This window comes from Idiomarina piscisalsi, from assembly GCF_003987095.1.
Taxonomy (GTDB): Bacteria; Pseudomonadota; Gammaproteobacteria; order Enterobacterales; family Alteromonadaceae; genus Idiomarina; species Idiomarina piscisalsi.
This window is the reverse complement of sequence record NZ_PIQA01000004.1, coordinates 282,446-303,495: the sequence shown is the minus strand read 5'-3', so window position 1 is coordinate 303,495 and position 21,050 is coordinate 282,446. Positions and strand designations below refer to the sequence as shown.

Annotated in this window: 23 protein-coding genes; 10 read left to right on the top strand and 13 right to left on the bottom strand. The window is 48.5% G+C overall.

Translation table 11 applies throughout. The annotated features are described in order from the left end of the window. The 5 genes from CWI73_RS08010 to CWI73_RS07990 all read right to left on the bottom strand — a co-directional run. Nucleotides 1-472, bottom strand: a 472-nt coding sequence (locus CWI73_RS08010) for a hypothetical protein (RefSeq protein ID WP_126752282.1), incomplete at its 3' end; no start/stop codon positions are given. A 124-nt stretch (nt 473-596) separates the two neighbouring features. Next, a complete protein-coding gene (locus CWI73_RS08005) occupies nt 597-926 on the bottom strand; it encodes a hypothetical protein (protein ID WP_198675167.1) in 330 nt (109 codons plus the stop codon). A gap of 9 nt (nt 927-935) precedes the next feature. Next, nucleotides 936-1,295, bottom strand: a complete 360-nt coding sequence (locus CWI73_RS08000) for a hypothetical protein (protein ID WP_126752280.1) — start codon at nt 1,293-1,295, stop codon at nt 936-938. Between the two features lie 180 nt (nt 1,296-1,475). Further along, on the bottom strand, nt 1,476-1,706 hold the full coding sequence (locus CWI73_RS07995) for a hypothetical protein (protein WP_126752279.1): 231 nt from the start codon (nt 1,704-1,706) through the stop codon (nt 1,476-1,478). A 97-nt stretch (nt 1,707-1,803) separates the two neighbouring features. Then, nucleotides 1,804-2,130, bottom strand: coding sequence for a hypothetical protein (locus CWI73_RS07990; protein WP_126752278.1), 327 nt, complete (start codon nt 2,128-2,130; stop codon nt 1,804-1,806). Nucleotides 2,131-2,328: 198 nt separating this feature from the next. Here CWI73_RS07990 and greB point away from each other — a divergent pair, with 198 nt between their 5' ends. Both greB and CWI73_RS07980 read left to right on the top strand, forming a co-directional pair. Further along, nucleotides 2,329-2,808, top strand: a complete 480-nt coding sequence (greB, locus tag CWI73_RS07985; protein ID WP_053953165.1) for a transcription elongation factor GreB — start codon at nt 2,329-2,331, stop codon at nt 2,806-2,808. A 63-nt stretch (nt 2,809-2,871) separates the two neighbouring features. Next, nucleotides 2,872-5,199 (top strand): Tex family protein, encoded by a 2,328-nt coding sequence (locus tag CWI73_RS07980; RefSeq protein ID WP_126752277.1) that lies wholly within the window; start codon nt 2,872-2,874, stop codon nt 5,197-5,199. Nucleotides 5,200-5,212: 13 nt separating this feature from the next. Here the strand turns inward: CWI73_RS07980 and CWI73_RS07975 are convergent, their stop codons facing one another. From CWI73_RS07975 to CWI73_RS07965, 3 genes are all read right to left on the bottom strand, one after another. Beyond that, entirely contained in the window at nt 5,213-6,079 is an 867-nt protein-coding gene (locus CWI73_RS07975) for a putative metalloprotease CJM1_0395 family protein (protein ID WP_241968869.1), read from the bottom strand. Nucleotides 6,080-6,098: 19 nt separating this feature from the next. Then, nucleotides 6,099-6,410, bottom strand: a complete 312-nt coding sequence (locus CWI73_RS07970) for a flagellar basal body rod C-terminal domain-containing protein (RefSeq protein WP_053953168.1) — start codon at nt 6,408-6,410, stop codon at nt 6,099-6,101. 106 nt (nt 6,411-6,516) lie between these two features. Next, a complete protein-coding gene (locus CWI73_RS07965) occupies nt 6,517-7,656 on the bottom strand; it encodes a fatty acid desaturase (protein ID WP_126752276.1) in 1,140 nt (379 codons plus the stop codon). A 152-nt stretch (nt 7,657-7,808) separates the two neighbouring features. Between CWI73_RS07965 and fabR the strand changes: the two genes are divergently transcribed. Both fabR and CWI73_RS07955 read left to right on the top strand, forming a co-directional pair. Further along, nucleotides 7,809-8,420 carry an HTH-type transcriptional repressor FabR gene (gene fabR / locus CWI73_RS07960; protein WP_053953255.1) on the top strand — a complete coding sequence of 204 codons (612 nt, stop codon included), beginning with the start codon at nt 7,809-7,811 and terminating at the stop codon, nt 8,418-8,420. A 32-nt stretch (nt 8,421-8,452) separates the two neighbouring features. After that, a complete protein-coding gene (locus CWI73_RS07955) occupies nt 8,453-10,471 on the top strand; it encodes a S9 family peptidase (protein ID WP_126752275.1) in 2,019 nt (672 codons plus the stop codon). Between the two features lie 65 nt (nt 10,472-10,536). Here CWI73_RS07955 and CWI73_RS07950 read toward each other — a convergent pair whose 3' ends face one another. The 3 genes from CWI73_RS07950 to pckA all read right to left on the bottom strand — a co-directional run bounded on the left by CWI73_RS07950 (nt 10,537) and on the right by pckA (nt 14,354). Continuing rightward, on the bottom strand, nt 10,537-11,733 hold the full coding sequence (locus CWI73_RS07950) for an ABC transporter permease (protein WP_126752299.1): 1,197 nt from the start codon (nt 11,731-11,733) through the stop codon (nt 10,537-10,539). Then, nucleotides 11,733-12,656: an ABC transporter ATP-binding protein gene (locus CWI73_RS07945; RefSeq protein ID WP_126752274.1), complete on the bottom strand. Its 924-nt coding sequence runs from the start codon at nt 12,654-12,656 to the stop codon at nt 11,733-11,735. Before CWI73_RS07945 ends, CWI73_RS07950 begins: the two co-directional genes overlap by 1 nt. Before the next feature lie 96 nt (nt 12,657-12,752). Next, complete coding sequence (pckA, locus tag CWI73_RS07940) at nt 12,753-14,354, bottom strand: phosphoenolpyruvate carboxykinase (ATP) (protein WP_126752273.1); 1,602 nt, start codon at nt 14,352-14,354, stop codon at nt 12,753-12,755. 210 nt (nt 14,355-14,564) lie between these two features. On the opposite strand from pckA, the gene CWI73_RS07935 reads away from it, so the two are divergent. Next, nucleotides 14,565-15,884, top strand: a complete 1,320-nt coding sequence (locus tag CWI73_RS07935) for a sodium-dependent transporter (protein WP_126752272.1) — start codon at nt 14,565-14,567, stop codon at nt 15,882-15,884. A gap of 17 nt (nt 15,885-15,901) precedes the next feature. On the opposite strand, the gene coaD is transcribed toward CWI73_RS07935, so the two are convergent. Continuing rightward, a complete protein-coding gene (coaD, locus tag CWI73_RS07930; protein ID WP_053953173.1) occupies nt 15,902-16,399 on the bottom strand; it encodes a pantetheine-phosphate adenylyltransferase in 498 nt (165 codons plus the stop codon). A 157-nt stretch (nt 16,400-16,556) separates the two neighbouring features. Here coaD and CWI73_RS07925 point away from each other — a divergent pair, with 157 nt between their 5' ends. The 4 genes from CWI73_RS07925 to CWI73_RS07910 are packed head-to-tail and all read left to right on the top strand — an operon-like array spanning nt 16,557 to nt 19,983. Continuing rightward, nucleotides 16,557-17,747, top strand: coding sequence for a glycine C-acetyltransferase (locus CWI73_RS07925; RefSeq protein WP_126752271.1), 1,191 nt, complete (start codon nt 16,557-16,559; stop codon nt 17,745-17,747). 11 nt (nt 17,748-17,758) lie between these two features. After that, nucleotides 17,759-18,784 (top strand): L-threonine 3-dehydrogenase, encoded by a 1,026-nt coding sequence (gene tdh, locus CWI73_RS07920; RefSeq protein WP_053953175.1) that lies wholly within the window; start codon nt 17,759-17,761, stop codon nt 18,782-18,784. A gap of 5 nt (nt 18,785-18,789) precedes the next feature. Further along, nucleotides 18,790-19,125 (top strand): thiosulfate sulfurtransferase GlpE, encoded by a 336-nt coding sequence (glpE, locus tag CWI73_RS07915; protein WP_380298939.1) that lies wholly within the window; start codon nt 18,790-18,792, stop codon nt 19,123-19,125. A gap of 3 nt (nt 19,126-19,128) precedes the next feature. After that, nucleotides 19,129-19,983: a rhomboid family intramembrane serine protease gene (locus CWI73_RS07910; RefSeq protein ID WP_126752270.1), complete on the top strand. Its 855-nt coding sequence runs from the start codon at nt 19,129-19,131 to the stop codon at nt 19,981-19,983. Here CWI73_RS07910 and CWI73_RS07905 read toward each other — a convergent pair. Continuing rightward, a complete protein-coding gene (locus CWI73_RS07905; protein WP_126752269.1) occupies nt 19,977-20,375 on the bottom strand; it encodes a flagellar basal body-associated protein FliL in 399 nt (132 codons plus the stop codon). The two genes, CWI73_RS07910 and CWI73_RS07905, sit on opposite strands and share 7 nt — an antisense overlap. A gap of 76 nt (nt 20,376-20,451) precedes the next feature. Between CWI73_RS07905 and CWI73_RS07900 the strand changes: the two genes are divergently transcribed. Beyond that, nucleotides 20,452-21,039, top strand: coding sequence for a chorismate--pyruvate lyase family protein (locus tag CWI73_RS07900; RefSeq protein WP_126752268.1), 588 nt, complete (start codon nt 20,452-20,454; stop codon nt 21,037-21,039). Nucleotides 21,040-21,050: the final 11 nt, after the last annotated feature.

The following is a 21,050-nucleotide window of genomic DNA, read 5'->3' as shown; positions in this document are numbered from 1 at the left end:
CAGGAATATCTGATTCCGGCGCTCCGCTGTACACATAGGCCATGCCTTCTCTAAACCATTCCGGTTTCATCATGGTCGAAACCGCACCAATTTCGTAAAACTGAAACCAATGAATCAATTCATGCTGAGTGATGTATCTTTGCCACGATGCGGGAGCTATCACGGTACCGAGAAAAGGATATGAAACGGCCCGTTCATTGCCTCCTCCGAACGACTGATAACACTCCATAGTAGAGCAGTAAACAAATGTGGGTCTGGACCGAAGTGGGACGCCAGAAGTAGAGATTGCCTTTATGGCGGAGCCATACAACTCAATGGCCTTTTCCATTTCTTTTGTATCCTCGACGCAAACTGATCCGTTACATTGCATCCCGTTTAAATGCGGCAGAAACAATCTAGTCGGCTTTGCGAACGACCAAGCTAATGCAGGAATCAAGGCAACAGCCAAAATCAACGACAACTTTTTGACCACATTGGCTCCTTATGCATAACGCCTTGCTCACCGGCACATGCTGCGGAGAGAGTTTTTGTGTAAACTGGAGCGCAGCGACACACAAAAACGAGCGTAGCAGTATGTGTCCGAGTGCAGCAACTTGTTATGCATTTTGTTGATAGTCAGGCCTTAAACCCTCGGTTAAGTATTTATTTATTTCGTATTTCAGGTGTTCGAGAAAAAACTCCTGCCCACTCATGTCATAAACACGGATAAACTTTGCGGAAATGTTCATTAGTACATCTCCAGATATTTTTTCACCTTTGCTTTCTGCCGCTTGTGTAAATGCACGCATAGTTGTCTGCACGATTTCAAGAATTTTTTCATCTGAAACTTTCTTGTTATTAACTAATAACGGTCTATACATTTTGACAGTTGCATCATTAAGCTCATCAAGAAGAGTTCTCTTCTTTTTTCTAAAAAATCCAAACATCATTATCTCCTAACGATCAATTTTTGACTCTTCAATAATCCTATTAATTGAATCCAAGTTCTTGCTAGATCTTTCCCAAACAACATCAGCTTCAATTACGCTGTCATGCTTTTCTTCTTTACTATTTCGATTGTAAATTGAGTCTTCTTTTTTATTAGCAATGCAATCCATGCCATACACAAATAGTGCAGTTCCTGGCGTACCTATAGCTAATGGAGCAAGAAGGACATAAGGAGCAAAAATTAGTAGAAGAATGCCAATGATCACCGAACCGAAACAAAATACCAGCCATGATACTAAAGCTGAAATAGCTAAGCCCCAAATAAATACCCCACCGACTAAGCTTAACAAACCTATTAGTGCTCTCATTTTTTCACCGAATGATAGATCATACTAAAGAAAAGAAATATTGACCCACCTACAATTACAATTGGCCAAAAAACCGCTGTTAGCAATGCAGTAAAAAAACCATTTTTTTAATTGCGCAAAAAATAGCAAAACGGCAATAACGATATAAATCCCTTCTAACATAAAACTCTCCTTCAAATCTTACTCAACTGCCGATTGTAGGGCTTCAAGCAACATATCGAGTTTGCTGATTAAAGAGTGATCAACACTGTTGTTATTCAAGGTAACTACAAGATAGTCCATAACATTCGTTAATTGTTCTTTTGGGATGTCAGATATACTCATCCCAGATAAGACTAAATTGATGTTTTCACAGTCCAAAGGTGATAGATAACCACCATCTCTTACTGAATATAATTTTGAGATGCTCATTTTAAGCCCCTGATTTCGATTTTATGCATAACGCTCGGCTATGCGGCGCGAACTGGTGAGCGTCCGGCAGCCAAAGGCTGCGAACATAAGCCGTTGGTTAGGCGCTCTCATCCATCCTCTCTGACTTAAATTTTATCCCACCAGTATACTGGGCTGTGTAGTTGTACAATAAGCCAAATACCGCGACCGTGAGGTATGCAAATATAAATGTAAGTAAGGGGTAAGCTAAGAGCAGTATAATTTTCCCAGCTGTGCCTGAAACCGTTATTGAAATGACATAGTTGAAAGAAATGCTAGTTTCAATACCGACTATGGCTAAAGCAATCAAACCAAGTAATGATATAAAAGCACTTAATATGGCTGCAACGGTAGCGAGCGCTTTTGCGGTCTGCTTCACTTCGATTCTGGTTACTTCCAACTTCACTCCCTATTCTCCTATCAACTGGCCTAACACGGTCACAAACTATCCAACCAACATTAAACAAGTTAATACTAAATTACAATAATATAAGCAATAGCTCATATTCGAAACTTACATCCCCTTACCAATCCCCCATTTCCCTCAAACTAATAACCCAGTAAAATCCCCTAATCATTCAACGCAGGCACAACGAATCAGCGTATGAAAACCAATTTAATTACCCTTGGCGGTTATGAAAAGTTGCAGCAGGAGCTCGAGCACCTTTGGCGGGTGGAGCGGCGCGAAACCGTGGAGAAGGTGTCATGGGCGGCGAGCCTTGGCGACCGGTCTGAGAACGCGGATTATAAATACAACAAGCAGAAACTGCGCAAAATTGATGGTCGTATTCGCTACTTAACCAAGCGTCTGGAGCAGGTGAAGGTGGTGTATTATTCGCCACAACAGGACGGTAAGGTGTTTTTTGGTGCCTGGGTTGAAATTGAAGACGAGGACGAAAACGTGCGGGCCTTTCAAATTGTTGGTCCGGACGAGATTTATGATCGCAAAGACGCGGTGTCTATCGACTCGCCCATGGCGCGGGCGTTGCTGAAAAAAGAGGTAGACGACGAGGCCGAGGTTCGTACGCCACAGGGTACTAAGACCTGGTTCATTAATAAGATAAGTTACCAACAGCCCGCGTAGTCAATTCGTGATAGTATTCGTCCCCATTATTTGTCGTAACGTTTTAAAACCAAGAGATGTACTATGAGCCAGATACCGCAATTACTTGCTAATGAACTGAAGGTCGACGAGCGTCAGATTGCCGCTGTTATCCAGTTGCTGGACGAAGGCTCGACGGTGCCTTTTATTGCCCGTTACCGTAAAGAGGTCACCGGCGGTTTAGACGACACGCAATTACGTCAGCTTCATCAGCGCCTGAACTACCTGCGCGAGCTAGACGACCGCCGTCAGGTGATACTGAAATCGATTGACGAGCAAGGCAAGTTAACCGACGAACTGGCTCAGAGCATTAAAACCGCCGACTCGAAAACCGAGCTGGAAGATTTATACCTGCCTTACAAGCCTAAGCGCCGCACCAAAGGCCAAATTGCGATTGAAGCCGGTATTGAGCCGCTGGCAGACCTACTGTGGAAAGACCCAACACAAAACCCGGAGCAAGCGGCCGCTGACTACGTTGACGCCGACAAAGGTTTTGCTGACGCCAAAGCGGTACTAGACGGTGCCCGCGCCATTTTAATGGAGCGCTTTGCCGAGCAGGCGGAGCTGCTGAAGCGTTTGCGTTCTCACTTGTGGCAAAACGCGCACTTAACCAGCACCGTTGCGCCGGGCAAAGAAAAAGAAGGCGCTAAGTTCCGCGACTACTTTGAGTTTTCTGAGCTGTTTAAAACCATTCCGTCGCACCGTACACTGGCGTTGCTGCGCGGCCGTAACGAAGGCTTTTTGCAGCTTTCCATGGACGCTGACCCCGGCAGTGAAGACAAAGCTACTGGCTCGCACTGCGAAGTGATGATTGCCGACTTCCTGAACTTTGAGCACAAAGGCCGCGCTGCCGATGACTGGCTACGTCAGGTTATTCAATGGACCTGGCGGGTGAAATTGTCACTGCACATGGAAACCGAACTCATGGCTCGCGTGCGTGAGCGTGCCGAAGAAGCGGCCATTCAGGTATTTGCCAGCAACTTAAAAGACTTGCTGATGGCGGCACCTGCGGGTGCAAAAACGACCATGGGCTTAGACCCGGGCGTTCGTACCGGTGTTAAGGTTGCGGTCGTGGACGAAACCGGTAAAGCGGTTGCTACTAACACGGTATTCCCGTTCCAGCCGCAAAACCAAATGGACAAAGCCATGCGCACGCTGGCGACTTTGTGCAAACAGTACAAGGTTGAGCTCATTAGCATTGGTAACGGCACTCACTCGCGCGAGACCGACAAAATGGTCGGTGACATGCTAAAACAGCACAACGAAATTAAAGCCACTAAAGTCATTGTGAACGAGGCCGGTGCGTCGGTTTACTCGGCTTCTGAATTGGCAGCGCAAGAGTTTCCGGATATGGACGTGTCATTGCGTGGCGCGGTGTCTATCGCCCGCCGCTTGCAGGATCCGTTAGCCGAGCTGGTTAAAATTGAGCCTAAGTCTATTGGTGTGGGCCAATATCAGCACGATGTTAGCCAGTCACAACTGGCACAAAGCCTGGATGCCGTGGTTGAGGACTGTGTAAACGCAGTAGGCGTGGATGCCAACATGGCTTCTGCGGCCTTGCTTCAGCGCGTTTCCGGTTTGTCGAAAACGCTAGCGAAAAACATTGTCGATTACCGAGACGCCAATGGTGCTTTTGCTAACCGCAAACAGTTATTAGATGTGCCACGCATGGGACCGAAGGCGTTCGAACAGGCTGCGGGTTTCCTACGCATTAACAACGGCGAACAGCCGCTAGATGCCTCAGCGGTTCACCCGGAAGCTTATTCAGTGGTAGAGCGCATGGCAAAGGCAAATGACTTGCCAGTACAAGAGCTTATTGGCAACCACTCATTAGTTAAAAGCCTGAACGCTGCCGACTACACTGACGAGCGCTTTGGTCTGCCAACAGTAACGGACATTTTGTCTGAGCTTGAAAAACCGGGCCGCGACCCGCGCCCTGAATTCAAAACGGCGGAGTTTAAAGAAGGTGTTGAGAAAGTCAGCGACCTGAAACCCGGCATGCAATTAGAGGGCGTGGTGACCAACGTGGCGAACTTTGGTGCCTTTGTGGATGTTGGCGTGCATCAGGACGGTTTGGTTCACATTTCCGCTTTGGCAGACAAGTTTGTCAGCGACCCGCGTGAAGTGGTTAAAGCCGGCGACATTGTGAAGGTAAAAGTGCTGGAAGTGGACATTGAGCGTAACCGTATTGGTTTAACCATGCGTTTAAATGACGAAGTGTCTGCGAAGCCGGCCGCTAAGACTAAGCCGCAGGGCGGCAGTTCAAATAAAGGCAAGCCTCAGCGTGACCGTGGTCAGCAAAACAAGCCGCCGCAAAATGCCGCTATGGGTAATGCTTTAGCAGACGCTTTCGCAAAAGCGAAACAGAAATAAATAAGAGAAAGGATTAAGCGGTAGCGCTGAATGAGTCCACGGATGGACGAACTTTATTGTCGTAGAAAGAAGCCACCATAGCGCCGCGCTCTGGCGCAGATAGGGTTTTCTTGCCTTGCTCAGCCGGTGGTGCAGCATCAGGTGATTCACTTTTCGACGCTTCGCCCTCACCTTCTAAGCTTTTCTTAAAGGGTGCGTTAATGCTGATATCAGGCGCTTGCTCGCCCTCTTCACCTTGAACTTGCTGTTTTGCCAACTCTGCACGCGCTTGCGTTGCTTTATTAGCAGCGTCCGCAGCAATTGCACGGTCAGCAGCAGACGGCTGAGCCGGAGCTAACGCCGCACGACGTACCACCTGCATTTTCTGAATGGTTGCTTGAGGGTCGCCCTGAACCGGACTAACGTCAATCTGAACCTCACCGCCAACGGCATAAGACTTACCATCGGGACCCCGTTCGTATTCGTAAGAAGGTGAACCGGCGTACTGCCCGCCCACAGCCGCGTGGGCTTGTTCATGCACACGCACTTCCTGATCACGACTTTTCAGCTCATCAACTTTTTCGAGCTCTTGCTCGTCCAGCTGCTGGCCGTTTGGTTTCTTTTCTTCGGTCGCGTCAGCTTTTTTCTCGTCCTTAGTTTTTTCGGACTCAGAGCCTTTAGCTTCAGCACCTTTCGCCTCACCCTCGGCTGAGTCTTTGCCTTTTTTGGCAACTTTACCGTTAGGAGAATAAGTGGGAGCTGCGCTATCGGCGCTGTTGTTTTGCTTTTCGGTTGCGGTAGGTTCACTGACCAGCGCTTTTGCGGCATTGTCCGTCTGCATCGACTCCATAGGAGGAGCCGATGTAACAGGAATAGCCGGTAGCGCTGTGGTGATATTCATGACTAGAACATTCGGCTACTTAAGCACTGGTATCGATAAGTGTGCCCAACATTTCGTCAGCGGTTTCTACTGTACGAGTGTTGGCTTCAAAGTTGGTCTGCCCTTCGTTTAATGAAACCAGCGAGTCAGTTGTACTGGCAGCGTTAACACTTTGCGCAGTTTCAGTCGCGGTTTCGGTAGCTGGCTGACCACCATTTGTATTGGCGTTGTCTTGCTGCTGCACGTCATTACGACCCGCTGCAGAGGCAATTTCCTGGCTTGCTTCAGACACTTGCTGGTTTGCACGTTGCATACCCTGCAGGCCTGTATTCATTGCTGCGCCAATTTCCATAGTCACCTCTCTTGCACAATAAACTCATTGCGCCTACTTCGAAGAATGTACCCTCCAGTATTGATTGTATTTTGTTCATTTTCAAGTACTGAAGGGTTAAATTCTTTTACGCGTGTTGTTGAATTTGGTTCAACAAAGCTTTCCAGTGACGCTTCTGCTCAGCAAGAGATTCACGCATGTCATCGACCTGCTTTTTCAATGCATCAATGTCATGGTTTAAGTGCTCTTTTATGTCCTGAGCTTTAGAGTCCAGCAGCTTTTTACGCGCTTTGTAGTATTCACGTAACTGCGTACCCAGTTGTTCGTAGTGCTCGTGCGCTTTTTCGAACAATGACTCTGGTGCGCTCATGGCTTTCTTACGAGCGACTTTTAACTGCATTTGCAGCTTCGCGCGCTCGACCTGATACGGCGAGCTGCGTTTAAGGTTACGCGCTAAACCGAACCAACTGCTGGCACGAATAAGCCATTTGGTCGGGTCAAACTGCCACCAACGGATGCCGTTGCGGTAGTCGCTGGCAAAGATGTGGTGATAGTTATGATAGCCCTCACCAAAGGTCATAAACGCCAGCACGCCATTGTCGCGCGCGGTATTTTTGTCGGTATAAGGCTGCTTGCCCCAAATATGCGCCAGCGAGTTAATAAAGAACGTCGTGTGGTGGTTAAGCACCAGGCGCAATACACCAATAACCAATAAGCCGGCCCAAACATCGCCCAGCATAAAGCCGGCGGCAATTGGCCAACCGAAATTTACGAACAGCGTCAGCGGCAGGTAATACTTGTGCTGCCACATAACGATAGGATCTTTCTGTAAGTCTTTGACGTTGTCGTAGTCGGAATAACGACTCGCCTGGTACTCACGCAGCATCCAGCCAATGTGCGAATACCAAAAGCCGCGTTTTGCTGAGTACGGGTCTTTGTCGTTGTCATCGACATGTGTGTGGTGCACACGGTGATCGGACGACCAGTGCAAGGCACTATTTTGCAGCGCTACAGCGCCGCCAATAGCAAATAAAAAGCGCAATACCGGATTGGCGTCGTACGTACGGTGCGCCCATAAACGATGGTAGCCCGCGGTAATGGAAATACCCGCAAAACACGCGGTACCAAACATAACCCACCAAAATTCTGCGCCAATACCGACGGTGAACGCATATAAAGGAACACCAATGGCGGCTATAGCGAAAGTAATGGAGAACACTAGGATGTTAAGCCAAATAAGAGGGGGTTTTTCAAAATTCTTTTGCATGTATATAACCTAAAACAATCAAAAAAGTCAGGTGACAAAACAGCGTACACCTGTTCGCTGAATGTACGGGTTTTGCGTTCAAATTACAAGCGGAAAATGTGTAAAGACCTGTGTTACTATTCGTTCAATAACAGCGAAGGATGGCAACAAATATGGCTGGGGTTCGAGCAAAACAGAAAGAAAAGACGCGCCGCGCACTGATTAACGCAGCGATGAATCAGCTTAGCGCTGAAGCCGGCTTTTCCAGCTTAAGTTTACGCGAAGTAGCACGCGAGGCAGGTATTGCACCAACGTCTTTTTACCGGCACTTCCGCGACATGGATGAGTTGGGGCTCACTCTGGTTGATGAGTGCGGTTTAGCCTTGCGTCAGTTATTGCGTCAGGCACGCCAACGCATTGAAACCGGCGGCTCTATTATCCGAGTGTCAGTAGAAACTTTTATGCAATTTGTGGCGGAAAACACCGCAATTTTTCGGCTGCTTCTGCAAGAACGTTCAGGCCGTTCGCGCAGCTTTCGTTTAGCGGTTGTGCGTGAAATTGAGCATTTTAAAGCTGAGCTGGAAGAGTATTTAGTGAATGAGCAGTCGTTCTCTCGTGAATTAGCAGAGCTGCAGTCAGACACTATCGCCAAAATTGTATTCAGTGCCGGTGCCGACTGTTTCGACGTAAACGAAGAAGAACGCGAACGCATTACCGAAACGACTATAGCGCAAGTGCGTTTGGTTGCGCGTGGCGCCGAAGCGACAAAACGATTTATGAAGTAAACCTAAACATTAGAACAACAACGGAGACAACTATGCTTTTACGTGTAGCAGGGGGTATCGCGTTAGCGGCTTGGGCAGTCGATGCCGACGCCCGTGAAATGACGCTGATAGATACCGTAACAACAGAAGCGGTGCGCATGGCGGACTTGTCGCCAACGGGCGAATTCACGGCAGTTATCCGCTCCATTCCACGCACACCGTATGAAGACGATGACGGCTCAGACTACAATGAGTTAGTACTTATTAACTCAGCGGGTGAGGAAACTTCTTACCTCGGTAAAAATGAAAAGTTTGGTCGAGTCAGTTTTGGTCCAAAAGGTGAGTACTTGTACTTCACTGCGAAAGAAGACGGCGACGACTACCAGGAATTGTACCGCATGCCGGTTAATGGTGGTGGCGTACAGTCGGTGTTTGAATTCGACGGTAATATTGGTAGCTACGACCTAAGCGAAGACGGCACACAGTTAGTGTTCTTGTCGTCTGGTCCTAAAGACAGCGACAAAGAAAAGCTGTCTAAAAAAGGTTTTAAAGCCGAAGTGTATGAAGAAGACTTAACCTACACCCAGGCTTATCACGTAACGCTTGGTGAGGAAGACACTGAAGCTAAGGCGGTAACGCCGGATGATCAGCAAGTTTACTCAATAGCATTTCACCCGAACAACGAACAGCTATTAGTTCGCACTGCGCCCACACCGCTTATCGATGACAACTATATGAGCAGCCAGTACCAGCTCATTGGTTTAGATGGCGAAGTGGCGGCTACTTTTGAGTCTGAAGGCAAGTTGGGTCGTGCTGAGTTTTCACCGGACGGTCGCTACTTAGCCATGATTCGTGCAGCGGACTATAACGACCCGTCTGCCGGCTCTTTGTTTGTTTACGATACTCGCGAACAAGAGCATCGCAACGTATTACCGAACTATAAAGGCTCGGTAAAAGACTTTACCTGGCGTACCGGTGAAGAACTAGTCTGGCTTGGCCACCGTGGTACTGAGTCAGAAGTTCAGGCGTTAACGCTTAAGTTCCTGGAAAGCCGTGTTCTGATTGAACCAGGTGAAGCCATTGTGACCAGTATTGACGGCGAAGCAGGTAAGTCTGAATTTGTACTGACTGCACACCGCCCTTCTCACCCAAGCGAAGCTTTTAAGTACGCCAACGGCGGGTTAGAGCGCTTAACAGACTCAAACCCTTGGTTGTCAGAAATTGATATGCCACGTCAGGAAACCATTACCTATGAAGCGCGCGATGGTTTAGAGCTGGAAGGTATTTTGGTTTACCCGAAAGACTACGAAGAAGGCAAAAGCTACCCGACCATTATGGTCATTCATGGTGGTCCTGAATCGCATTACAGCAACGGCTGGTTAGATCGCTATGCGTCACCGGTTAAGCATGCAGCGTCTAAGGGCTATGCGTTGTTCTTCCCTAACTACCGTGGCAGCACCGGACGTGGCGTTGAGTTCTCAAAGCTAGGTCAGAATGACTACGCGGGTAAAGAATTCGACGACATTGTTGATGCCAAAGAGCACTTAGTGGCCTTGGGCATTGCTGATGAGTCTCGCGTTGGTATTACCGGCGGCTCTTACGGTGGTTATGCTTCTGCCTGGGGCGCAACGGCGCAGACTGAGCACTTCGCAGCTAGCGTTATGTTCGTCGGTATTAGCAATAACTTGTCAAAATTCGGCACCACCGATATTCCTAAAGAAATGCACGCCGTTCACGCGCGTAGCTACCCTTGGGACAAGTGGGAATGGTACTTAGAGCGCAGCCCTATTTATCATGCAGAGAAAGCGCGTACGCCAATTCTGATTATGCACGGTAAAGAAGACACGCGTGTACACCCGTCACAGTCGATGGAGCTGTACCGTTACCTGAAAACTCACGGTAATGTGCCAGTACGCTTGGTGTTCTACCCGGGCGAAGGTCACGGTAACCGCAAAGTAGCGGCACAGTTGGACTACAGCATGCGTTTCATGCGTTGGATGGACACCTTCTTAATGGAAAAATCAGAAGAGAAGCCTCCGTTCGAGCTGCCACACGCAGAGCAACTGAAGTAAAAATCTACCTAATAAAAAGCCGGGAGCTGTTAGGCATCCCGGCTTTTTTTATTCCCTCAACTCATTTATTTACCGGCGACAGCTCGCCAAATTTCCTTCCAGCCCGGTTCTTTCCCGTAATACTGAATACCCATGGCAAATAGCCGCCCAGCAACACTACGCATCCAGTAAACAAAGGCGCCCAGTAGCGCTAAACTCAGCAACCACTCCCATACTGCAACATCTGTTTGCAGTAAACGAGCAGGCATCATTGCGAATGAACTGACCGGAATAATGCTCATCACCGTTGCGATAGTGGAGTCTGGCTCGCCAATTACACTGAAGCTTAAAAACACCGGTAACAGCGGAACTAGCATTACGGTACTGCGGGAGGAGTGATTCGGGTCATCAATGGTTGCCGAAAAGCCAGCCAGCATCGCATTGATTAATACTGTTCCCAGCACCACAAATATAATACTGAGCAGAGTCGCTCCCACGCCCCAGTCCAGACCCGAACCACCGTCTTCTGAAAAAGCGGCAATCACCATACTCACGCCAAGAATCATAAGCCCAATAAAGGTCATGGACTTAATACTGTGCAGCGTAATACCTATAATTTTTCCATCCATCCACTGGGTGGGCGTCACTATCGTCAGTAATTGTTCCGTCACGCGTTGCTGCTTTTCGGCAGTAATCGACATCATCATCAATCCAAAGCCGGTGAAAACGCCCACCATGATGACCATCAGTAACATAGTAGCGGAAGCGTCGCTGGCATCGTCTATCGACGCATCTTCGTTTTCTTCAATAGCGAAGGTTATGTCCGGTTTATCATCAATAACTGTGCGCTCTTCCGGCGTCAGTTTCAGTTGCTGAATACGAAGAGTCTGCAACTGCTCTTGCAGCTCCCTGCGTAAATCCTGCTGCCAGCTTTGTGACTTTTTCACCCACACCTTAGCGGTTAACTCGGGTGTAATCACAATCAAGGTATCTAAGTCTTCTGGTAGCTGCGTTTGCCACTTTTCCATTTCCATGGTGCCGGCTCTTCGAAGGGTTAAGTCTTTTGGCGCTTTGAATTCCCACGCCTGAGGCTTACCCTCCTGATAGAAAATAGCGCCTTGATATTGGTCGGAAAAAATTTGGGTAATAGCGCCCCAACCAGCACTCACGGCAAAAATTAGCACTAAAAGCGCAACTGAGAACAGCTCCTGCTTCCACTTAAAAAAGCGTTTGAACTCCCACCAGGCAATGGCTTTCAACTGTTGTAAGTAACTAACTTTCATCACTGCACCTCCCCAGTTTGCTGACGTATCGTGTCCAGGTACAAGTCATGTAACCCAGGCTGGATAGGTGCAAAAGCCATTATCGGCACCTGCTGTGCTAGCTGTGGCCACAACTGCTCAATATCGGTATCCTTATTAAGCGTCAGTTCGACCTGCTCGTCGTTTAATTTACGAACCGACTCTATTTGCTCAACTGCTCCCCAGCTTTCCATTGCAAGTTGAGCGTTGGTGGTCACCCGGTAAACCGGCTCGGGTAGCAACGTATTGCGAATTTCCTGCAGGCTTCCTTGCGCAACAGCCCGACCTTTATTCATTAGCAACATGGTATCGGCTAAACGTTCCACCAATGCCATCTGGTGCGCACTCAGCACCACGGTTTTGCCGCGCTCGCGCAGCTCACTGAGTACCGTCAACACATGTTCCTGATTCACCGGATCCAGACCTGAAAACGGCTCGTCCAGAATCACCAGCTGTGGGTCATGCAGTAAAGTGGCTATAAGCTGCACTTTTTGCTGGTTACCTTTAGACATCTGACGCAACGGCTCGTCTTTACGCTCCGTCAGTTCAAACCGTGCTAGCCAGCTGTCAATGTCGCCACGTATGTCGCTCAGCTTCAATCCGCGCAGACCGGCAATGTAATTCAGGTTATCGAGAATCGAACGATCCTGATACAAACCTCGGTCTTCGGGTAAATAAGCGAAGTCATGATAAGTCAGCTCTATGGTTTGTCCGTTATTCTCAACCACAATTTCCCCTTCGTCGGGGTGCGTCAGGCCAACCAGCATACGAACTAAAGAAGATTTGCCCGCACCGTTGGGGCCAAGCAGAGCTTGAATTTTTCCGGGCTGAATATCGAGTGATATTGCATCTACCGCCGTAACCGTGCGATAGCGCTTAGTGACATGATTAACTGAAAGGCGCATGTTGTTTTTCTGTTAATTTTAAGGAGCACCTATCTTAGAAACACAAAGGGCCCGTAACAAGTGTTACGAGCCCTTTAATTTGTTTCAAACTGTGACTTACAGCTTAGGACCAGCTGCCACTAACGCTTTACCGTTCTCAGTGTCGGTAAATTTCTCGAAGTTGGCTACGAAACGTTCCGCTAAGTCTTTCGCACGAACATCCCACTCGCCTTCGTCTTCATACGTTTTACGCGGGTCTAAAATGCTGCTGTCTTCAACACCCGCTAACTGAGTTGGCATAGCCAGGTTAAAGTAAGGCAGTTCAACGAACTCAGCATCTTCAATAGAACCGTCTAAGATAGAGTCGATGATAGCGCGCGTTGCTTTAATAGAAATACGCTTGCCAGTACCGTTCCAACCCGTGTTAACCAGGTAAGCTTCTGCGCCAGCTGCTTCCATACGTTTTACCAGTACTTCTGCATACTGAGTTGGATGCAGGCTTAAGAATGCCGCACCAAAACAGCTTGAGAACGTTGGTGTTGGCTCAGTCACACCACGCTCGGTACCCGCTAATTTCGCGGTAAAGCCAGACAGGAAGTGGTACTGCGCCTGCTCTTTGGTCAGCTTAGACACCGGCGGTAATACGCCAAACGCGTCAGCCGTCAGGAAGATTACTTTCTTCGCGTGACCCGCTTTAGACACCGGCTTAACAATGTTGTCGATGTGATAAATAGGGTAAGAAACACGAGTGTTCTCAGTTTTCGAGTTGTCATCAAAGTCGACAACGCCGTTATCATCAACCGCAACGTTTTCTAATAAAGCGTCACGACGAATCGCGTTGTAAATGTCCGGTTCCGCTTCTTTCGACAGGTTGATGGTTTTCGCATAACAGCCGCCTTCAAAGTTGAAGACACCGTCGTCGTCCCAACCGTGCTCGTCGTCACCAATCAGTGCGCGTTTCGGGTCAGTCGACAACGTGGTTTTACCGGTACCTGACAAGCCAAAGAAAATAGCAACGTCGCCTTCTTTACCCACGTTTGCTGAACAGTGCATTGACGCAATGCCTTTTAGCGGCAGGAAATAGTTCATCATTGAGAACATACCTTTCTTCATTTCGCCGCCGTACCAAGTACCGCCAATTAGCTGAATTTTTTCAGTTAAGTTAAACGCCACAAAGTTTTCAGAGTTCAGCTCTTGTTCTTGCCACTTAGGATTAATGCACTTCGCACCGTTCATGACCACGAAGTCTGGCTCGAACGTTTCCAGCTCTTCTTCGCTTGGGCGAATGAACATGTTTTTCACGAAATGTGCCTGCCATGCCACTTCAGTAATGAAGCGAACCGCTAAGCGTGTATCTTCGTTAGCACCGCAATAGGTGTCGACCACAAACAAGCGTTTGTTCGACAGCTGCTCAGTTACTAAGCCTTTCAGTTCTTTCCAGGTTTCGGTCGACAGTGGTTTGTTGTCGTTTTTACCCTGATCAGCCCACCACACAGTGTCTCGTGTGGTGTCGTCGCGAACAATGTATTTATCTTTTGGTGAACGGCCGGTGAATATTCCGGTATCGACAGCAACCGCTCCTAAGTCCGTTACCGTACCTTTTTCATAACCCTGCAGGTCATCGCGAGTTTCTTCTTCAAACAGCAGGTCATAGGACGGGTTGTGGACGATTTCTTCGACATCGGTGATGCCGTAGCGGCTCAGATCCAGATTTGGCATGACGTAAGGCTCCTGAGATTACGGTCTTGTACGTTAACGTTTAGGTCAGCTGCGTTTACTTGAAACGTCCTGTTCAGTAATTGGGCAACTGGCTGAAATTCAGGGCGCGAATAGTAACCCGATTGACTAAAAAAAGATAGGGCAAAATTTTCTCAGTTCGTTAGAATGCCCGCCTGACTTAAGTAGGGGCAGTAAGCTTTTTGGACATTTATGCGTGATTCATTTCATAGCCGCATTGGCTTTATTTTAGCGGCCGCGGGTTCCGCCGTCGGGCTCGGCAACATTTGGGGCTTTCCGACGCAAGTCGCCAATCATGGTGGTGGCGCTTTTTTACTCGTGTACCTGTGCGTTATTTTTATTTTGGCTATTCCTGCCCTTTATAGCGAACTGCTCATAGGTCACAGTGCACAAGCTAACCCGGTTAAGTCACTGACTCAGCTTTCCGGCGGCAAGGCCCGCCATATCGGCAAGCTAATGGGCTATTTGAACGTACTGGGTTCCTGCTTAATGCTGAGCTTTTATCACGTGGTGGCCGGCTGGATGGTGGTTCACGCACTCGGCTTCTTAGCCAAAGGCGTTGGCCTCACATCGGTCTCCGAATTCCTGCTGAACAGCTCTATGCCGCGCGACTTAGTATTCACGGGGCTGTTTTTAACCGCCACCGCGTTAGTCGTCTTCCAGGGCGTGGAAAAAGGTATTGAGCGTTGGTCCAAGCGTTTAATGCCAACATTAGTGATTCTGCTGGTTGGCCTTATTATTTACATGCTGACGCTACCAGGCGCCAGCGTCGGCTTAGAGCGTTATTTAGTGCCAGACTTCACGCAAATAACCAATACCAGTATTTTAGTTGCCGCTATGGGTCAGGCATTCTTCTCGCTGTCTATTGGCCTGGGCGGCATGATGATTTATGGCTCGTACTTAAAGCCCGGCGCAAAGTTGGGCCGTTTGAGCCTGTCAGTTGCGGCGCTTGATACCTTCATCGCGTTTTTAGCCGGCTTACTGATTATTCCGGCACTATACGCAGGCATTCATTTAGGCGTGTCCGTTGGTGAAGGGACCGAGTTGGTCGGCGAAGGGCAACTCATATTTGCAGTACTGCCAGAGCTTTTCAACAGCATGGGCGTTGCCGGTCCCTTTGTCGCTTTTGCCTTCTTTAGTCTGCTGAGTATTGCCGCACTAACATCGACCATTGCTCAGGCAGAAGTCCCGGTGTCTTACTGCATTGAGGAGCGCAAGTTAACCCGTCCGGTTGCTACTGCGGCATCGCTGGTGCTTATTGGTGTGTTCTCACTCTTACTGATTTTATTCTTCGAACCACTATTCGGCTGGGTTGTCACCGCCGTCACACAGTTCCAGTTACCACTGTCAGGCTTATTCTACTTACTGGTAGTGGGTTGGTTATGGCGCCGCAGTAATCACCTAAAAGCCATTGCTGCGGGCAGTTTCGGACTGACGTTATTGCGCTGGCACATTCGTTACTTATGCCCGGTGCTCATGAGTATCGTGTTTTACCACGTAGCGTTAAGTTAGTTATTTCGGGTCAGGTATTACTGACCCGGACGTTTCCCCGCAAACTTTTGCTCTAAGGCCGACGCCACTCGTGCGTCGGTAAAGCCAGATACATCTCCGCCGTGCAGCGCCACTTCCTTCACCAGCGACGACGAAATGAACGAGTTTTCTTCGGCTGGCGTTAGAAAGACGCTTTCTAAATTCGGATCCAGACGGCGGTTCATGTTTGCCAGCTGGAATTCATACTCAAAGTCGGACACCGCACGCAGCCCGCGAATAAGCACCGTTGCATCATATTCGTGAGCAAAGTCCACCAAAAGGCCTGAAAAACCGACCACACTGACATTATCGAGCTTTTCAGTCACCTGCTGCGCCAGTAAAACCCGCTCTTCTAGCGTGAATAAAGGTTTCTTACTGGGGCTTTCTGCTATACCAACAACCACTTCGTTGAACAGCGCTGCTGCGCGTTCAATAAGGTCTGCATGCCCATTGGTAATAGGGTCAAAAGTGCCTGGGTAAATAGCTCGGCGATGCATAAACTCTCCTAAACCGACAAATTCTCGCTGAAATTTCCCTAAAGAGTACACGCAATTGGACACCAAACAAAAGTCTGAAATTGAAATTAAGGATGCGAGTTGGGGCTAACATCAGTAAACTAGAGGGTAACGAATTTTTCAAAACATGGAGTCGAACATGAGTTCTGCGTTTTACCAGCAACTGGCCGACCAACTGGCTGAAACCAAAGCCGAAGGGCTTTACAAGAAAGAGCGTATTATTACCTCTGACCAAAGTTCTGAAATTACCGTTAATGACCACCGTGTGCTTAACTTCTGCGCCAATAACTACTTAGGTTTGGCGAACCACCCTGACCTTATTGCTGCAGCCAAAAAAGGTTTGGACGAGCATGGTTTTGGTACGGCTTCAGTCCGTTTTATTTGCGGTACTCAGGACATTCACAAAACGCTGGAACAAAAGCTGAGTGACTTTTTAGGCACCGAAGACACCATTTTATATTCGTCGTGCTTTGATGCGAACGGCGGCTTGTTCGAAACGCTGATGGGCCCGGAAGACGCCATTATCAGTGACGAGCTGAACCACGCGAGCATCATTGACGGCATCCGTTTAAGCAAAGCAAAACGCTACCGTTACAAAAACAACAACCTTGAAGACTTAGAAGCACAGCTTAAGCAGGCTGACGCTGACGGCGCCCGTCATAAGCTGATTGCTACCGACGGCGTGTTCTCTATGGACGGTGTTATTGCAGATTTAAAAGGCATTTGCGACCTGGCCGACAAATACGACGCACTGGTTATGATGGACGACTGTCACGCCACAGGTTTCTTAGGTGAGAACGGTAAAGGCACACACGAATACTGTGATGTTATGGGTCGTGTCGATATTATCACCGGAACCTTAGGTAAAGCGTTGGGCGGTGCATCTGGTGGCTACACTTCAGGCAAGAAAGAAGTCATTGATTGGTTACGCCAGCGTTCACGCCCATACCTGTTCTCTAACTCGGTAGCACCAGCCATCGTTCAGGCGTCTATTCGCGTACTGGAAATGCTGGAGAATGGCCATGAACTGCGCGCTCAGTTGTGGGAAAACGCCCAGTATTTCCGTGAGAAAATGACTGCGGCCGGCTTTACTCTAAGCGGCGCAGATCACGCCATTATTCCAGTGATGGTTGGCGACGCACGCTTAGCATCGGAAATGGCGGATAAATTGCTGGAAGAAGATATCTACGTGATCGGATTCTCCTTCCCTGTCGTTCCTAAAGGCAAAGCTCGTATCCGCACGCAAATGTCGGCGGCTCACACACGCGAACAATTGGATCGCACCATTGAAGCCTTTACCCGTATTGGTAAAGAGCTGGGTGTGATTTAAGGAGTATTGAAATGAAAGCTTTGGCGAAACTGCATTCCAAACCCGGCATTTGGATGACCGATGTCGAGAAGCCGGAATGCGGCTACAACGATATTCTGATTAAAATTAAGAAAACGGCAATTTGCGGTACCGACGTACACATATACAAGTGGGACGACTGGTCGCAAAAAACGATTCCGGTACCTATGGTGGTCGGTCACGAATATGTGGGCGAAGTTGCAGCTATGGGCGACGGTGTTCGTGGTTTTGAGATTGGTGACCGTGTTTCTGGCGAAGGTCATATTACTTGTGGCCACTGCCGTAACTGCCGCGCCGGTCGCCGTCACTTATGTCGCAATACGTATGGCGTTGGTGTTAACCGTCCGGGTGCATTTGCTGAATACTTAGCGTTGCCGGCGGAGAACGCGTTTAAACTGCCAGACGATGTAACCGACGAAATGGCGTCTATTTTTGACCCATTCGGTAATGCCGTACACACAGCGTTGGCTTTCGATTTAGTCGGTGAAGACGTTTTAATTACCGGCGCCGGCCCTATTGGCATTATGGCGGCAGCGGTTGCTCGTCACGTTGGCGCGCGCCATGTGGTTATTACTGACGTAAACGAATACCGCCTGGACTTAGCCCGTAAAATGGGTGTGACACGTGCAGTCGACGTCAGCAAAGAAAAGTTATCTGACGTCATGACAGAGTTGGGCATGAAAGAAGGCTTTGACGTGGGCCTTGAAATGTCAGGGGTGCCTTCTGCGTTTTCACAAATGCTGGCGACCATGAACCACGGCGGTAAAATTGCTATGTTAGGCATTCCACCGGAGAATGTCGCCATTGACTGGAACGAAGTTATTTTCAAAGGTCTGGTCATTAAAGGCATTTACGGTCGTGAAATGTTCGAAACTTGGTACAAAATGGCGAGCTTGCTACAGTCAGGCTTAGACATTTCGCCGATATTAACGCACGAAATGTCAGTCGACGACTTCGAAAAAGGCTTTGAAACCATGATTTCAGGTCAGTCGGGTAAAGTCATTCTGAACTGGGACTAAACCCTATGAGCGCAGACGAGCGTACTTACGAATTAATGGAGCTAAACACCGCGGCAGAGCACTGGCAAGCCGGTGATGCGGTGTTTGCCGACATTCGCGACCCACAGTCTTTTGCTATGGGTCACATTCCGGGTGCGCAGCGCATCGATAACAGTAATTTGGGCGTGTTTTTGGAGTCTGTCGACAAACACGCGCCGATTATTGTGGTTTGTTATCACGGTATTAGTAGCCAGGGCGCCGCAGAATATATTGCGGCTCAGGGCTTCACTAATGTTAGTAGTATGAACGGCGGTTTTACCGCCTGGTCAATGTCTTACCCCGAGCACGTTAACAAGGAATAAATCATGCGCCGATTGCTGAGCAGTAAAGACCCGGAATGGATGCGAAAGCTTTACCAATATCTGCGTCAGCACGGCATACCGGTTAGCGTTACTGAAAAAGGCGAGCAACTTGAACTATGGCTGCACCAAAGCAGCTACGAGGCGCTCGCTAAAGACCTTGTTCAGCAGTGCAAGGCGAACCCTGAACTGCTCGACGAAAAGCCGCAGCAGCATTCTGCTTCAACACAAGACTCAAGCCAACCTTCTCCAACGTCGCGTCGGTCAGCGCCTATTTCCTTGTCACTTTTAGCGCAAAGTGGCTGGCTCACACGAATAGTCGCAGCACTAGCGGCTTTGGTCTTTTTAGTTCTGAATATGTGGCCAGAAGCTACGTTAGAAGCTCTAAAAATCAGTCGCTTCTTCAACGCACTGCCCTTTGACCAGCCCTGGCGCTTTGTCACTCCGGTCTTTATGCATTTCACACTGCTCCATATTGTGTTTAATGTATTTTGGTGGTGGTATTTAGGCGGTCGTATAGAGAAGACACTGGGCACGTCCTGGCTACTGGCCCTATTCTTGTTTTCCGGCATTACCGCCAATGTTATTCAGTACCTCATGAATGGTCCAAATTTTGGCGGTATGTCGGGTGTGGTGTATGGTCTTCTTGGCTTCTGCTGGGTGTACAGCTTCCACCGCGCAACACCGTTGTATCTGCCGCCGGGGCTCATTGTCTTTATGTTGCTTTGGCTGGCACTGGGTTATACCGGTGTGCTTTGGGTCAATGTAGCCAACGAGGCGCATTTAGCCGGGTTGCTTTCAGGGTGTTTAGCGGGTTTTGTGGTGCGGGCACTCAACCCCACACCCAAAATTCGTTACTGATAAATATACTTGGTAAAAATAACTTCTTTGATGACCGGGTTACCGGTTTCCTGAGTCATTAATTCTTTGGCGCGCTCTAAGCATTTGAGCCGCAGCTGGTCACGTCCTGTCATAGTCCGAACCTGACGCTCCGTTGCTGTACTCAAAATACTTATAAACTCATTACGCAGTAACGGCGCATGATGCTCAACCACACTCACGTAGCTAGGGTCCGGAACCATAACTTCTACCGCAACTCGCACAAACCCCAAGCGGTAGTCATTCCCTTCTTTTATAAAGTTTGTTGTTATGTCAGGTTCAAAGCCGTAATACGCTACGTCGTCTTGCGCGCTTGCAACTGTGCTTAATAAACACATGGTTAACAGTAAACCCAATGTCCTAATCAGTTTCATATAGCCACCCAGCTTTCGCTGTTCAATTGTTTCCTCTTTGCTATCATAGCGATAGAGCTTGATAACGCCAATACAAATGACAACAGAGTTATACCCAGCACCAACATTTCCTGTCAGTGAACCTCTTAAATGGCAGGCTCCTGATAAGGTCGAGCTAACCCCGACCCAGCATAACTGGCTGTGCTTCGAGGGCTCTTTAACCCAGCGTCTGAAACGCAATTGCGGACATTTTGAGGTCCGTTTATTAGGCCAACAGGAAATGCTACCTCATGAAGAAGAATGCCGTCGCTTAAAACAGAGTCAGCCCGCGGTAGTGCGTGAAGTACTGCTATACTGTGATAATAAACCCTGGGTGTTTGCCCGTAGTATTTTCGCAAAAAGTGCCGAAAACAACGAGCAGTTGCAACTTTCAGAATTAGGTAACCGTTCATTGGGTGACTCGTTATTTCAACGAGAAGACTTAACTTCAGGGCCCATTGAAGTAGCGACTGTGTCGGAATCTCATGTTATAGGCAAACTGAACCAGCAATGGTTTAATCAGTCGAAACCCTTATTAGGCCGCCGCCGAATATTCTCGACCGCAGGCGAGCAACTGTTAGTGAGCGAGATATTCTTAACGTCGTCACCACTTTACGACCATGTGTTAGAGGTACAGAGCAAGTGATAGCACAAAAA

Bases quoted from the DNA above. Each gene is read 5' to 3' on its own strand.
- CWI73_RS07970 (WP_053953168.1), bottom strand. From the start codon at position 6,410: ATGGAAATTGGCGCAGCAATGAATACAGGCCTGCAGGGTATGCAACGT.
- CWI73_RS07945 (WP_126752274.1), bottom strand. From the start codon at position 12,656: ATGCGCCTTTCAGTTAATCATGTCACTAAGCGCTATCGCACGGTTACG.
- greB (WP_053953165.1), top strand. From the start codon at position 2,329: ATGAAAACCAATTTAATTACCCTTGGCGGTTATGAAAAGTTGCAGCAG.
- CWI73_RS07980 (WP_126752277.1), top strand. From the start codon at position 2,872: ATGAGCCAGATACCGCAATTACTTGCTAATGAACTGAAGGTCGACGAG.
- pckA (WP_126752273.1), bottom strand. From the start codon at position 14,354: ATGCCAAATCTGGATCTGAGCCGCTACGGCATCACCGATGTCGAAGAA.
- tdh (WP_053953175.1), top strand. From the start codon at position 17,759: ATGAAAGCTTTGGCGAAACTGCATTCCAAACCCGGCATTTGGATGACC.
- CWI73_RS07935 (WP_126752272.1), top strand. From the start codon at position 14,565: ATGCGTGATTCATTTCATAGCCGCATTGGCTTTATTTTAGCGGCCGCG.
- CWI73_RS07900 (WP_126752268.1), top strand. From the start codon at position 20,452: ATGACAACAGAGTTATACCCAGCACCAACATTTCCTGTCAGTGAACCT.
- CWI73_RS07905 (WP_126752269.1), bottom strand. From the start codon at position 20,375: ATGAAACTGATTAGGACATTGGGTTTACTGTTAACCATGTGTTTATTA.
- CWI73_RS07975 (WP_241968869.1), bottom strand. From the start codon at position 6,079: ATGAATATCACCACAGCGCTACCGGCTATTCCTGTTACATCGGCTCCT.
- CWI73_RS08000 (WP_126752280.1), bottom strand. From the start codon at position 1,295: ATGAGAGCACTAATAGGTTTGTTAAGCTTAGTCGGTGGGGTATTTATT.
- coaD (WP_053953173.1), bottom strand. From the start codon at position 16,399: ATGCATCGCCGAGCTATTTACCCAGGCACTTTTGACCCTATTACCAAT.
- CWI73_RS07965 (WP_126752276.1), bottom strand. From the start codon at position 7,656: ATGCAAAAGAATTTTGAAAAACCCCCTCTTATTTGGCTTAACATCCTA.
- glpE (WP_380298939.1), top strand. From the start codon at position 18,790: ATGAGCGCAGACGAGCGTACTTACGAATTAATGGAGCTAAACACCGCG.
- CWI73_RS07995 (WP_126752279.1), bottom strand. From the start codon at position 1,706: ATGAGCATCTCAAAATTATATTCAGTAAGAGATGGTGGTTATCTATCA.
- CWI73_RS08005 (WP_198675167.1), bottom strand. From the start codon at position 926: ATGTTTGGATTTTTTAGAAAAAAGAAGAGAACTCTTCTTGATGAGCTT.
- CWI73_RS07925 (WP_126752271.1), top strand. From the start codon at position 16,557: ATGAGTTCTGCGTTTTACCAGCAACTGGCCGACCAACTGGCTGAAACC.
- CWI73_RS07910 (WP_126752270.1), top strand. From the start codon at position 19,129: ATGCGCCGATTGCTGAGCAGTAAAGACCCGGAATGGATGCGAAAGCTT.
- CWI73_RS07950 (WP_126752299.1), bottom strand. From the start codon at position 11,733: ATGAAAGTTAGTTACTTACAACAGTTGAAAGCCATTGCCTGGTGGGAG.
- CWI73_RS07955 (WP_126752275.1), top strand. From the start codon at position 8,453: ATGCTTTTACGTGTAGCAGGGGGTATCGCGTTAGCGGCTTGGGCAGTC.
- fabR (WP_053953255.1), top strand. From the start codon at position 7,809: ATGGCTGGGGTTCGAGCAAAACAGAAAGAAAAGACGCGCCGCGCACTG.